Origin of the sequence: Listeria costaricensis (assembly GCF_900183385.1) — a bacterium.
Classification (GTDB): Bacteria; Bacillota; Bacilli; order Lactobacillales; family Listeriaceae; genus Listeria; species Listeria costaricensis.
In genome coordinates this window covers 1-14,055 of sequence record NZ_FXUT01000031.1, presented here as the reverse complement: position 1 = coordinate 14,055, position 14,055 = coordinate 1, and the positions used below count along the sequence as shown (strand labels likewise).

General features: G+C 47.4%; 12 protein-coding genes. 11 read left to right on the top strand and 1 reads right to left on the bottom strand.

Annotated features, from left to right (window positions below):
• Positions 1–588: 588 nt before the first annotated feature.
• Positions 589–1,470: a helix-turn-helix domain-containing protein gene (locus CS921_RS14980; RefSeq protein WP_099225318.1), complete on the top strand. Its 882-nt coding sequence runs from the start codon at positions 589–591 to the stop codon at positions 1,468–1,470.
• Here the strand turns inward: CS921_RS14980 and CS921_RS14975 are convergent.
• A complete protein-coding gene (locus CS921_RS14975) occupies positions 1,459–1,686 on the bottom strand; it encodes a hypothetical protein (RefSeq protein ID WP_099225316.1) in 228 nt (75 codons plus the stop codon). The two genes, CS921_RS14980 and CS921_RS14975, sit on opposite strands and share 12 nt — an antisense overlap.
• Before the next feature lie 579 nt (positions 1,687–2,265).
• On the opposite strand from CS921_RS14975, the gene pyrR reads away from it, so the two are divergent.
• From pyrR to pyrE, 10 genes are all read left to right on the top strand, one after another.
• Positions 2,266–2,811 carry a bifunctional pyr operon transcriptional regulator/uracil phosphoribosyltransferase PyrR gene (pyrR, locus tag CS921_RS14970; RefSeq protein WP_099225322.1) on the top strand — a complete coding sequence of 182 codons (546 nt, stop codon included), beginning with the start codon at positions 2,266–2,268 and terminating at the stop codon, positions 2,809–2,811.
• A 161-nt stretch (positions 2,812–2,972) separates the two neighbouring features.
• Complete coding sequence (locus tag CS921_RS14965; RefSeq protein WP_099225314.1) at positions 2,973–4,256, top strand: solute carrier family 23 protein; 1,284 nt, start codon at positions 2,973–2,975, stop codon at positions 4,254–4,256.
• Positions 4,257–4,333: 77 nt separating this feature from the next.
• Complete coding sequence (locus CS921_RS14960; RefSeq protein WP_099225320.1) at positions 4,334–5,248, top strand: aspartate carbamoyltransferase catalytic subunit; 915 nt, start codon at positions 4,334–4,336, stop codon at positions 5,246–5,248.
• Entirely contained in the window at positions 5,236–6,513 is a 1,278-nt protein-coding gene (locus tag CS921_RS14955; RefSeq protein ID WP_099225312.1) for a dihydroorotase, read from the top strand. The genes CS921_RS14960 and CS921_RS14955 overlap by 13 nt, the downstream gene beginning before the upstream one ends.
• Positions 6,513–7,601: a carbamoyl phosphate synthase small subunit gene (locus tag CS921_RS14950; protein WP_099225310.1), complete on the top strand. Its 1,089-nt coding sequence runs from the start codon at positions 6,513–6,515 to the stop codon at positions 7,599–7,601. The genes CS921_RS14955 and CS921_RS14950 overlap by 1 nt, the downstream gene beginning before the upstream one ends.
• A complete protein-coding gene (gene carB / locus CS921_RS14945) occupies positions 7,594–10,794 on the top strand; it encodes a carbamoyl-phosphate synthase large subunit (protein ID WP_099225308.1) in 3,201 nt (1,066 codons plus the stop codon). Before CS921_RS14950 ends, carB begins: the two co-directional genes overlap by 8 nt.
• 24 nt (positions 10,795–10,818) lie before the next feature.
• Entirely contained in the window at positions 10,819–11,580 is a 762-nt protein-coding gene (locus CS921_RS14940) for a dihydroorotate dehydrogenase electron transfer subunit (RefSeq protein ID WP_099225305.1), read from the top strand.
• Positions 11,577–12,491: a dihydroorotate dehydrogenase gene (locus CS921_RS14935; RefSeq protein WP_099225303.1), complete on the top strand. Its 915-nt coding sequence runs from the start codon at positions 11,577–11,579 to the stop codon at positions 12,489–12,491. Before CS921_RS14940 ends, CS921_RS14935 begins: the two co-directional genes overlap by 4 nt.
• Positions 12,488–13,189, top strand: coding sequence for an orotidine-5'-phosphate decarboxylase (gene pyrF / locus CS921_RS14930; protein WP_099225301.1), 702 nt, complete (start codon positions 12,488–12,490; stop codon positions 13,187–13,189). Before CS921_RS14935 ends, pyrF begins: the two co-directional genes overlap by 4 nt.
• Positions 13,186–13,812 (top strand): orotate phosphoribosyltransferase, encoded by a 627-nt coding sequence (gene pyrE, locus CS921_RS14925; protein WP_099225299.1) that lies wholly within the window; start codon positions 13,186–13,188, stop codon positions 13,810–13,812. The genes pyrF and pyrE overlap by 4 nt, the downstream gene beginning before the upstream one ends.
• Positions 13,813–14,055: the final 243 nt, after the last annotated feature.

Genomic DNA, 14,055 nt, shown 5'->3' with positions numbered 1-14,055 from the left:
TTTCAGTGCAGTTTCTTTTTACTAATGTAAGTCTTAATTTTATTACAGAAGTAAAAAACTACAATACGGATCTCATATAAAATAATAGTTTTTGCATTAATTTTGCATTCTTATTAAGATAAATCTATTAAAATATTGGTATTAAGCAATTTACTGATACAAGTTATATAATCACCAGCTTTTATAAGAAGAAAGATGCCAAAGCCATTAATAAGAATAGATAGGCACATGCTTCCTTTTAAGTTCTATTTTAATCCTTTATTTTCAAAAAATATGTCGGGAGTGTGAAATGTCAATTATTTTTAAAACTGAACATCTTTTTATGTTTCACAGTTTTTATTCAGTATATTATACTAAAATGAGAGCTGATTATATTGATGGCCATTTCATTTTCTTTGGGATGAGTGAAATGAGATGGCTGGCTCTCCAATACGTGATTTATTCCATTAGCTAAAAATGTAATAAATCATAACAGTGATTGAAGATAACATAATTTCACCTCCCGACGGTTATTACTCTAACATATTAAAGTAGATAATTGTAAGAATGTTACAAAATAAAACAAATGTGAGTGGAGAGTGACAAGGGATGAAAAATAGAAGACAGATTGGCGATTTAATCAAGGAAATAAGAGAAAATTCGGGTGTGAGTTCACGAAATCTTTATGAGGGCTTAATGACGAGAACGAACCTGTATAGGATAGAAAATAATAAACATGGTTCAAACTATGAAACGGTGATTCAACTTGTTGAAAGACTTTCTATGAATATAGGTGAATTTGAGTATTTAAGAAGAGGATATCATGATTATCCTTTAAATGAATTCATGGACGAATTAAGAAAGATTAGAGTTTCAATTAATACGGAAGCCTTAAAAGAGCTTGAATGGAAAATAAATCAACAAATAGATGACGAAGGTAGTGAGATATTAGTAGATTTATCTCATATGATTGGCGGCTATATCATTTTGCAAGAAACAAACAATTTATCACTTGCACGGGAGAAATTTCTGAAAATATGGAATAGATTAAAAAAGAAAGATTCCTTATATTATAACGATGTTTTGCTATTATCTAATATTTTATTTATGTTTGACGAGGATATTATATTACTCATCCTAGCGCGATTAAATAAATACTATCAAATTTATGATAATTTTGGTGATACAAAAAGGCTAAAAAGAAATACTTTTTATAATTACTGCACCTATTTAAGGCTTCAAGAAAGATATTTAGAGGTTGAAGAAGTAATTAAAATCGTATATCGACTTGCTACTGAGGAAAAAGATCTACTTATGATTTTAGAAAGCCAATATTGTTTATGTGAAGTAAATTGGATAAAAGGCGAAAAGATAAAAACTCATAACAAAGTGAAGAAAATTATTGAGGCATTGGAAATGGGACAACAAGCGCTTATAGCAGCGGATATTAAGAAAGATTGGTATCAATTAACGGGGAAATTAGTTGAGTAGGAAAGGTAGCTTGGTTTTAGGGGAAATAAAAAAGCCATCCTCAGCATCGTAACGGGATAAGCTTTTCCTTTTCTTTTGGTAGAGTTTGTCTTTCTTTGTTTTGGTGACGCGGGTATGAAGGTCGAGTGCGTGGAACGGACTGCGCTTTATTTCAGGATTAAGATGTCCTTCGCGCATCCATTTTTCACGCTGCTTCTTTGCTTTTGATTTTGCCATGTGATCAGGCTCCTTTCGCTAGCTATTATAACACAGTTTGATGATAGAATGAAGGTGAGCTTACATCAACAGGAGGTATGCAGCATGAAAAAAGGAAAACTTTTGTTCTGACAATGGCAGGTTTTCCTCTGACACTTTTTGTTTTTCCGGTGGTTTATGGCGTGACGGATGGCAGTCGCATGTCATATCTGTAGGGCCGTTTAAGTGGCTTGAGATTGTAGCAGAGGTGCCTCATTTGGCTGGTTTTGGGCAGGTGACTGCTGCGGTTCACAGGGCGCAGGTTCACTGGGAGATGCTGCTGCTGGATTTTCTGTGTCTGTTGGTCTTTCTAGGCGGGCGGCTTTTTATCGGGAAATTTTGGCGGCAAAAAAGAAGCAAAAAAATCTGATTTGATGATTGACAAGGAGCGGCTTTTCAGTTAAGCTTGATACAGTGAAAAACATATGGAACCTTTAAGTTAGTCCAGAGAGGCTAGGAAGGGAAACGGTAAAAACACGTGCTATGCGTGTATACTTTTACGGATGATCCCCCCTTTGCCTAATCTGGCAGAGGGGTTTTTATATGGAAAGGATGATCTTTGTGTCAGAACAAGTTGTTGTGATGGATGAAGCAGGTGTCAAACGCGCCCTCACGCGTGTCAGTTATGAGATTATCGAGCGGAACAAAGGGACGAAAGATCTGGCGCTTGTCGGCATCAAGACGCGCGGGATTTATCTTGCCCAGCGGATCGCCGAACGGATCAAGATGATTGAAGATACCGAGGTGCCTGTTGGAGACGTTGATATCACGCTTTATCGGGATGATCTGAGCTACAAAAATGAAGAGACACAGGAGCCTTCACTAAACGGGACCTCGATTCCGTTCTCGCTGAAAGATAAGCGGGTGGTACTGGTCGATGATGTTCTTTACACCGGACGAACGGTGCGTGCCGCAATGGACGCGCTGATGGATGTGGGCCGGCCTGCACAAATTCAATTGGCTGTTCTGGCCGATCGCGGGCATCGGGAGCTTCCCATTCGAGCCGATTTTGTCGGGAAAAATGTTCCGACTTCAAAAGACGAACGCATTGAGGTTCATTTGACAGAAGTCGATCATGAACAAGATGCCGTCATGATTTTTAAATAATTTATCAACACTTTTTTAAAAGCAGTCCAGAGAGGCTGACAAAGAGTGCGATTTCATGAGGATGTGCGAGGAAAGCCTTCGTCCATTCTGCATAAAAAAGCTGTAAACTCTTTGCCAGAAACTTCTGGCAAAGAGTTTTTTTATGGAGAGAGGGAGAAAAAATGTCAGAAACACAGCAAACTACAACAAAACCCGTTCTAGATATTCACGAACGACCGGCATTCAGCAAATGGATTGTTCTTAGTATTCAGCACTTATTCACAATGTTCGGGTCGACCATCTTTGTACCGAGTGTGACAGGTCTTAGTCCAGGCGTGGCCCTTGTTTCAAGCGGGCTGGGAACACTTGCCTATTTAGTCATCACACGTGGGAAAATTCCGGCATACTTGGGCTCATCATTCGCCTTTATCGCGCCGCTCACCCAGTTTATGCTGAAGGATCAGTCGCCAGGCTCTGTCATGGTCGGGACTTTCTCGGTTGGGGTCGTCTATGCAATCGTTTCTTTAATCGTCTATTATGCCGGCGTGGACTGGATTCAAAAAGTATTGCCGCCGGTTGTTGTTGGGCCGGTCATTATGGTGATCGGGCTGAGCCTAGCGCCAAGTGCGGCAAACATGGCGATGGGGACAAGTAATGGCGTGGAAAATTATAGCTGGGAAGCGCTGGCTGTTGCCCTCATTACGCTTGCCGCAGCAATTATTGCGATGATTTTCTTCAAAGGCTTCCTCGGACTCATTCCGATTCTGTTTGGCTTTGCAGTGGGCTATGTGGCCAGCATGTGCTTTGGTCTGGTCGACTATACGCTGATCAAGGAAGCGAGTTTCTTCCAAGTGCCGGACTTTACGATTCCCTTCGTGGACGCGGATCCGGTGGTGACAGTGACGGTCATTTTGAGTATGGCGCCGCTTGCCTTTGTGACAATGGCGGAACATATGGGCCATCAGCTGGTTTTAAATAAAATTACCAACCGCAACTTCTTTAAAGATCCGGGCTTGCACCGTTCGCTTCTTGCTGACGGAACCGCTTCGATTATTGCCTCCTTCCTTGGGGGACCTCCTGTAACAACTTATGGTGAAAACATCGGTGTTCTGGCGATTACGCGCGTTTACAGTGTGTTTGTCATCGGCGGGGCGGCTGTATGTGCCATCTTGTTCGGCTTTATCGGTTATATCAATGCCATCATTACCTCTGTACCACAGCCGGTTCTTGGCGGCATTTCGCTGCTACTTTTCGGAGTCATCGCATCGAGTGGCTTACGAATGATGATCGATAACAAAATTGACTTAAATATAAATCGCAACTTAATTATTACTTCTGTTGTTCTTGTAATCGGGATTGGCGGGCTGTTTGTTCAAATCGGCTCCGTACAGGTTTCCGGTATGGCAATGGCAGCACTTGTTGGGATCATCTTGAACCTTCTGATCCCGGAGAGAAAACACGCATAATAAAGACATCTGGCCTCTTTTAGCAACCTTCTAGAAGAGGCCTTTCTATAAGAACATTTGAAAGGATGACGGTGAAAATGAAGCATTTATTGTCGATGGAGGATCTCAGTACGCAGGAAATTGAGCAGTTGATGGATCGGGCGGCTTATTTTAAACAGGGTGGAAAGCTTGAAAATGAGCATAAGCTTTACGCGGTGAACATGTTCTTTGAGCCCAGCACGCGGACGCATCACAGCTTTGAAATGGCGGAGAAAAAGCTTGGGATCGAGACGATTTCATTTGAACCGGGTGAATCAAGTGTGACAAAAGGCGAGACGCTGTATGATACGGTCTTGACCATGCAGGCACTCGGGGTGGACATTGCGGTAATTCGCCACACGGAAGAGCATTACTACGAGCCGCTAAAAGGGCTGGATATCCATGTGATCAACGGCGGGGATGGCTGCGGTCAGCACCCTAGCCAGTGTCTGCTCGATTTGTTTACCATCAAGGAAGAATTTGGCACGTTTAGCGGCAAGAAGGTTGTGATCTGTGGCGACATCGTTCACAGCCGCGTAGCGAATTCCAATATGCAAGTGCTCAAACGGCTCGGCGCGGAAATCTATTTTTCAGGGCCGCGGGAATGGTTTGATGAATCGTGTGCGGCCTACGGGACCTATTTAGACATCGATCAGGTGGTGGAAGTGGCGGATGTGATCATGCTTTTACGTGTGCAACACGAGCGGCATCAAAGGGACGGGGCGAGTTTTTCAAAAGCCGGCTACCATGCGCAATTTGGATTGACGGTAGAACGAGCTGCGAAAATGAAGCGGGATGCGATTATTATGCACCCGAGTCCGGTCAATCGCGATGTGGAGATTGCAGGCTGTCTGGTCGAAAGTGAACAGTCACGGATTGTCACGCAGATGCAAAATGGCGTGTTTATGCGGATGGCAATTTTGGAAGCAGTACTAAATGAAAAAGAAGCGGAGATGAAAGTATGTACCTTATAAAAAATGGGCAGCTATTAAATGATCAAGGTGAGTTCGTGTCGAAGGATATTTTGATTGAAGATGAAAAAATCAGGTTGATTGCTGAAAATATTGAGGCGACGGAAGCGGAAGTTTTTGATGCGGCTGGAAAATTCATTGCGCCCGGTCTGATTGATGTGCATGTTCATCTGCGCGAACCTGGTGGCGAGCATAAAGAAACGATTGCAACAGGGACGGCAGCTGCGGCTAGAGGCGGCTACACGACGATCTGCGCGATGCCAAACACAAAGCCGGTTCCAGATTCCAAAGAAACCATGCAGGCTTTAATGAAACGGATCAAAGAAACGGCTAAGGTGCGGGTCTTGCCGTATGCGTCGATTACGGAGAGTCTCGGGACAGATCAGCTGGTCGATTTTGACGGGCTATCTGCTTGCGGCACCTTTGCTTTTACGGATGACGGTGTGGGTGTTCAAGCGGCTGGAACCATGTTTGAAGCGATGCAGGCGGCTGGTCGGCTGAACAAAGCGATCGTCGCACACTGTGAAGATAATTCGCTGGTTTACGGAGGGGTTGTGCATGCGGGCAAATTTGCTGAGGCGCACGGCTTAAAGGGGATCCCAAACATCGCCGAGTCGGTTCAGATTGCGCGCGACGTGTTGCTGGCTGAGGCGGCTGACTGTCACTATCATGTCTGCCATATCTCGACGAAAGAATCTGTTCGGGCGGTTCGTGATGCCAAACGGGCGGGCATTCGGGTGACTGCGGAAGTTTCGCCGCACCATCTATTGCTGGATGAGGATGATATTCCGGAAAACGACGGCAACTGGAAAATGAATCCACCGCTTCGGGCCAAGGCGGACCATGAGGCGCTACTTGAGGGCTTGCTTGATGGGACGATTGATTTTATTGCAACGGATCATGCGCCACATGCGGCGAGTGAGAAAAATGTGCCGATGGAAGAAGCGGCTTTTGGGATCGTCGGACTGGAAACGGCTTTTCCACTGCTGTACACACACTTTGTAAAAACTGGCAAGTGGACGCTCAAGCAGCTGGTCGATTGGATGACGAAACAGCCGGCAGATGTGTTTCAATTGCCATATGGGCGGTTGGAAGAAGGCGGATTTGCAGACCTTACCATTATTGACTTAGAAACGGAACGGGCGATCGATCCGAATGAATTTTATTCAAAAGGAAGAAATACACCTTTTACCGGCTGGAAATGTACGGGATTTCCTGTAGCCACACTGTTCCAAGGTGAATGGGTTTATCAAGAGGGGGAAAAATAATGACCAAACGGATTTTAATGCTGGAAGATGGCACCTATTTTGTCGGCGAGGCCATTGGGGCGGATAAAGAAACCATTGGAGAAGTCGTATTTAATACGGGCATGACGGGCTATCAAGAAACGATTACAGATCCATCTTACTATGGACAGATTATTACATTTACTTATCCACTGGTTGGCAACTATGGTGTCAATCGGGATGACTATGAATCGATTCAACCGGTCGTAAAAGGGGTTGTTGTGAAGGAAGCGGCTGAATTTCCTTCCAATTGGCGCGAACAGATGTCACTTGATGCTTTTCTGAAGGAAAAAGGCATTCCTGGCATTCAAGGAATTGACACGCGCAAATTGACCAAAATGATTCGGAAGGAAGGGACGCTAAAGGGGATTTTGGCGAGTGAAACGGCGGACCTTGAGGCGCTTCTTCATCATCTGAAAGCGGTCCGGCTGCCGAAAGATCAGGTCAGTCAGGTTTCTTCTTCCAAGCCATTTGCAAGTCCAGGCGAAGGCAAACGTGTCGTACTGGTGGATTACGGCGTTAAGGGGTCGATTTTGAAGGAACTCAACAAACGAGGCTGCCACGTGACGATTGTTCCGCATGACATGACGGCTGATGAGATTCTCCACATGCATCCGGACGGCGTGATGCTTTCAAATGGCCCCGGCGACCCGAAAGATGTTCCAGAAGCGCTCGACATGATCCGCGGTATTCAAGGCAAGGTGCCGCTGTTTGGGATCTGCTTAGGGCACCAGCTGTTTGCACTGGCCAATGGGGCGGATACTTTTAAAATGAAATTTGGTCACCGCGGCGCGAATCATCCGGTGAAGGAGCTGGCGAGCGGTCGGGTGGATTTTACAGCCCAAAATCATGGCTATGCGGTTGATGCAGCAACACTTGACGGAACTAATTTGACGGTCACACATATCGAACTCAATGACGAAACCGTGGAAGGACTGGCGCATAAAGAATTTCCGGCCTACACCGTGCAGTATCATCCGGAAGCTAATCCAGGACCAAGCGATGTCAATTACTTATTTGATCAATTTATGGAAATGATGGAACAAAAGGGGGAAATGCGCCATGCCTAAACGGAAAGATATTCAAACCATACTTGTGATTGGCTCCGGTCCAATCGTGATCGGTCAAGCGGCCGAATTTGACTATGCAGGTACGCAAGCCTGTCTGAGTCTGAAAGAAGAAGGCTATCGCGTCGTCCTAGTCAACTCCAATCCGGCCACGATTATGACAGATGCCGAAATGGCAGATAAAGTATACATCGAGCCCATTACGCTCGACTTTGTTTCCCGGATTATCCGTAAAGAACGCCCTGATGCGATCCTGCCAACGCTTGGTGGTCAAACGGGGCTCAATATGGCGATGGAACTTTCCCGTGCCGGCATCCTGGAAGAGTGCGGCGTTGAAGTGCTGGGAACTGACCTAGAAGCGATCAAAAAGGCGGAAGACCGTGAAGCTTTCCGTGACTTGATGAATGAGCTTGGCCAGCCCGTGCCGGAAAGTGAGATCATTCATAATCTGGATGAAGCGAAAAAATTTGTGGCGGAAATCGGCTATCCGGTGATCGTGCGTCCGGCCTATACGCTCGGCGGCTCTGGCGGCGGGATTTGTGCGAACGATGCAGAGCTGGAAGAAATCGTTCAAAGCGGTTTGAAACTAAGCCCGGTGACGCAGTGCCTGCTGGAAAAAAGTATTGCCGGCTTTAAGGAAATTGAATATGAAGTGATGCGCGACAGAAATGACAACGCCATGGTCGTCTGCAACATGGAAAATATCGATCCGGTCGGGATCCATACGGGCGACTCAATCGTGGTGGCACCCAGCCAGACGCTTTCGGACCGCGAGTATCAGCTGCTCCGCGATGTGTCATTGAAAATCATTCGTGCGCTGAAAATCGAAGGCGGCTGTAATGTGCAATTGGCGCTTGATCCGGACAGCTATCAGTATTATGTGATCGAGGTCAATCCGCGGGTTAGCCGTTCATCTGCCCTGGCAAGTAAGGCAACAGGCTATCCGATCGCCAAGCTGGCGGCTAAAATTGCGGTCGGTCTGACGCTTGATGAAATTAAAAATCCGGTGACCGGCACGACATTTGCCCACTTTGAGCCGACGCTCGACTATGTGGTAGCCAAGATTCCGCGCTTTCCGTTCGACAAATTTGAGCATGGTGACCGCCGGCTCGGAACGCAAATGAAAGCAACCGGCGAAGTCATGGCAATCGGTCGAAACTTTGAAGAGGCCATCTTAAAAGCCGTCCGCTCACTTGAAATCGGCACGGATCACTTGTATCTGATGGATGCCGAAACCGCCGATCCGGCAGCTCGTGAGAAGAAAATCCGCTTCCCGGAAGACGATCGCTTGTTCTATCTGGCGGCAGCCCTTAGAAGCGGCGAAACGATCGAAGCCTTACATGAGAAAACCAAAATCGACCTCTTCTTCCTCTACAAATTTCAGCAAATCATTGCATGGGAAGAAAAGTTACAAACAGAACCATTTTCACTGGAAATTCTAACAAAAGTCAAACAGCTAGGCTTTTCCGATCCGGCAGTTGCACGTCTGACCGGCAAAACGGAGCAGGAAATTTACGACTACCGGAAACAAGCTCATTTGCTCCCAGTTTATAAAATGGTCGACACGTGTGCGGCCGAGTTTGAATCCACCACACCTTATTTCTACTCAAGCTATGAAGAGGAAAATGAGTCGATCCGGACAGAAAAAGACAGTGTGATCGTGCTGGGTTCCGGTCCGATTCGCATCGGTCAAGGTGTGGAGTTCGACTATGCCACGGTCCATTCCGTCTGGGCCATTCGCGAGGCGGGCTATGAGGCGATTATCATCAACAATAATCCCGAAACGGTTTCAACGGACTTTTCGATTTCCGATAAACTGTACTTTGAACCTTTAACACTGGAAGATGTGATGCACGTCATCGAGCTGGAAAAACCGCGCGGCGTGATTGTCCAATTTGGCGGTCAAACGGCGATCAATTTAGCAGAAGGACTAGCAGCGCGCGGCGTGAAGATTCTTGGTACGAGTTTGGAGGACATCGATCGTGCCGAAAATCGCGACGAATTTGAAAAAGCACTGATTGAGCTGGATATTCCGCAGCCTGACGGGGCAACAGCGACCTCCGTAGAAGAAGCGGTCAAAGTGGCCGCGCGAATCGGCTATCCGGTCCTTGTTCGCCCGTCGTATGTGCTCGGCGGCCGGGCGATGGAAATTGTCGAAAATGAAACGGCACTCAAGTACTACATGAGCCATGCGGTCAAGGTCAATCCGAAGCACCCCGTCCTCGTCGACCGTTACGTCCGCGGCCAGGAAGTCGAAGTCGACGCGATTTCAGACGGCCAGGAAGTCCTGATTCCCGGGATCATGGAACATATCGAACGGGCGGGCGTCCATTCCGGTGACTCGATCGCCGTCTATCCAGCGCAGCGCCTCAGCCAGAAAGTCAAAGCGACGATTGCCGATTATACGACGCGTCTCGCAACTGGACTTGGCATCATCGGCATGCTCAATATCCAGTATGTCATCAGCGGCGAAGAAGTGTTTGTCATCGAAGTGAACCCAAGATCGAGCCGGACAGCCCCGTTCCTAAGCAAAATCACCAACATCCCGATGGCCAATGTGGCAACCAAGGTCATCCTCGGCAGCACGCTTCAAGCGCTGGGACACACGCCCGGTTTAGCCCCTGAAAAGGATGAAATTTTTGTCAAAGTGCCGGTGTTCTCATTCGCCAAGCTGCGCAGTGTGGACACGTCGCTCGGCCCAGAAATGAAATCAACAGGCGAGGTGATGGGTAAAGACCGCACGCTTGAAAAAGCCCTTTATAAAGGCTTTGTGGCGAGCGGCACGACCATGCATGATTACGGGACTGTGCTCCTCACTGTAGCCGATCGTGATAAAGAAGAAGCCACCGCGCTTGCCGAACGTTTCAACAAGATTGGCTTCACGATTCTGGCAACGAGCGGCACAGCTGAAACGCTTGAAAAAGCCAACATTCCAGTCTCCACCGTGAAAAAAATCGGAGAAAATCATGAGTCTCTGCTTGATTCCATTCGCAGCGGTCGTGTCACGCTGGTCGTCAACACCCTGACAAGCGGCAAGCGCCCTGAAAGAGATGGCTTCCAAATTCGCCGTGAATCCGTTGAAAATGGTGTGCCAGTTTGTACATCACTTGACACAGCCGAAGCGATCCTGCGCGTCCTTGAGTCCCGCTCATTTGATCTGGAAACCATTGATGCCCAGCAAAAATCCGTTCAATAAATCCTAGAAAAGCGAGGGAAAGCCATGCAAACCAATATGGAGGTTGTCAGCCAGAAAATCATTGCTGATCAAATTTACGAGCTGAAACTAAAAGGGGAGAATGTCCGCAGCATGTCGGCCGGTCAGTTTTTAATGATCCGCCCGACGCGCGCTGACCTGCTACTTCGCCGTCCAATCAGCCTTTGCCAAATCGACCGCGAGACAGAAACGGCCACTCTTTTATATCGAGCGATGGGAGAAGGGACCAAGAGTTTGACCAGACTCGAAGCTGGGATGACAGCAGATGTCGTCGGGCCGCTGGGTCATGGCTTTGACCTGACATTGATCGAATCGGGCCGCCCGTATCTGCTCGTTGGCGGCGGGATCGGCGTTCCACCCCTCTATGAGCTTGGCCGACAAATCCAAGCGCGCGGTGGGATTGTCACCTTTGTAAACGGCTTTGCCTCCCAAAAAGACGTCTTTTACGAAGCGGAAATGAAACAAATCGGGACGGTTCATATCACAACGGAAGACGGATCATACGGCACAAAAGGCTATGTCACAGATGTCACGCAGTATTTATCCTTTGACCCGGCTTTGATTTTCAGCTGTGGCCCGCATCCCATGCTTACAGCCATCAAACAGGCCTATCCCGCAACGAGAACGTATTTATCACTGGAAGAACGTATGGCCTGCGGTTTAGGTGCCTGCTATGCGTGCGTTTGTGAAAAAAATACACCGGAAACAGGGCACTTGAAAGTCTGTCAGGACGGCCCGGTTTTCCGCGCAGATGAGGTGAGACTATGAATCGTTTAGCAGTAGAACTACCCGGATTGTCCTTGAAAAATCCGATCATGCCCGCATCCGGCTGCTTTGGCTTTGGAAAAGAATACGCTAAACTTTACGACTTGAATCAGCTGGGCGCAATCATGATCAAAGCAGTCACCCCCGAGCCGCGCCTGGGAAACGCCACACCACGAATCGCAGAAACCGCATCCGGTATGCTAAATGCGATCGGCCTGCAAAACCCTGGCCTTGAGTCAGTCCTAAACAATGAACTGCGCTTTTTAGAGCAGTATGACACCCCGATTATCGCCAATGTAGCCGGACGAACAGAAGAAGACTATGTGGAAGTTTGTGCGAGGATCGGTAAATCGAAAGTGGTAAAAGCGATCGAACTGAACATTTCCTGCCCGAATGTCAAGCAAGGCGGCATTACTTTTGGGACTGATCCAGAAGTGGCCCACCAGTTGACCCGGGCCGTCAAAAAAGTAGCCGATGTTCCTGTCTATGTGAAACTTTCGCCAAACGTGACAGACATCGTCTCCATTGCCCAAGCGATCGAAGCGGCAGGAGCAGACGGCTTCACAATGATCAACACCCTACTTGGCATGCGGATCGACCTGAAAACCCGTCAGCCAGTCATCAAAAACGGCACAGGTGGCTTATCAGGCCCGGCCATTAAACCAGTGGCCATCCGTATGATCCATCAAGTCCGCGCAGTCACGAGCCTGCCAATCATCGGAATGGGCGGCATCCAAACGGCAGACGACGTGTTGGAATTTTTAATGGCAGGTGCAGATGCCGTCGCAGTTGGCACAATGAATTTTACCGACCCTTATATATGTCCCAAACTGATCGAAACTTTACCAGAGAGAATGGATGCTTACGGAATCGAAACGCTACAAGCATTAAAAAAGGAGCAGAGTGAAAGATGACCCAACCCATTATTGCCTTAGATTTTGCCTCAAAAGCACAAGTCGAAGCCTTCTTAGCCCAAATGCCGGGCGAACCACTAAGTGTAAAAGTTGGCATGGAATTATTTTATGCAGAAGGCACCCCACTGATCGAGTTGCTTAAAAAGAGCGGCCACGAAATCTTTCTGGATTTGAAGCTACACGACATCCCGAACACCGTCCAGCGTGCGATGCAAGTTCTTGCCGGCCTTGGCGTGGACTTGATCAATGTCCATGCAGCAGGCGGTAAACAGATGATGGAAGCCGCCCTGTCCGGCCTTGAAAAAGGAGCATCCGGCAAACGTCCCAAGCTGATCGCCGTGACCCAGCTTACCAGTACGAGCGAAATAGACATGCAGCAGGAGCAGGGCATCCAAATGAGCCTGCTCGATTCCGTCCTAAAGTACAGCCGTTTGAGCTATGAAGCGGGACTTGACGGGGTCGTTTGCTCAGCATTCGAGGCGCAGGCCATCAAGCAAGCCACAACAGCAGACTTCCTATGCGTCACACCAGGCATTCGGCTAGAAAAGGGAGAAGCAGACGACCAGAAGCGCGTCATGACGCCAAGTGAGGCCCGCCAAAACGGAGCCAGTCAAATCGTTGTTGGCCGGCCAATCACCCAAGCGGCCGATCCAGCCGCCGCCTATCAACAAGTTTTAAAGGAGTGGAATAGACTATGAAGCAAGCACAAATCGCCGAACAATTACTCGCCATTAAGGCAGTATTTTTACAACCGAATGACCCGTTCACGTGGGCATCTGGCATTAAGTCACCCATCTACTGCGACAATCGCCTGACACTCGGTTTTCCAAAAGTCAGAAGAGAGATTGCAAACGGACTGGCCGATCTGATTAAAACGTATTTTGCGGATGCAGAAGTCATTGCCGGCACAGCAACAGCTGGAATCCCGCATGCCGCCTGGGTGAGCGAAATTCTCGACTTGCCGATGGTTTACGTGCGCAGTAAAGCGAAAGAGCATGGCAAAGGCAATCAAATCGAAGGCCCAATCCAAGCCGGACAAAAAGTAGTGGTGCTGGAGGATTTAATTTCCACTGGTGGTAGCTCACTAAAAGCCGTAGAAGCATTACGGGAAGCGGGCGCGGAAGTATTAGGCATTGCCGCCATTTTCACATATGGCTTACCGAGTGGACGCGAAAAATTACAAGCAGCAGATGTCCAGCTTGAAACATTGACCGACTACCCAACACTGCTTGAAGTAGCCGTACAGAACGGCTATATCGCCCAAACAGATCTAACCGCTTTGAAAGAATGGCAACAAGACCCAGAGAACTGGCGGAAATAGGAAAGACAAGATAAAAGACATCTATTTGTATGATTGAATAGGTGTTTTTTATTGTATATTTATTCATTTCTGAAATAGTTTTTACTCCCTATGAGAATTATAAGCAAATAAAAACAGTTTAAATATGGAGAATATATGAAATTTTAGCGTCTTTGGTAGATGAATTTGTATATTTAGCTAGATAATAGTAAAATACGTTCTTATTGTACTCAATTTATTGTCACATACGGAAACTGCTGCAAT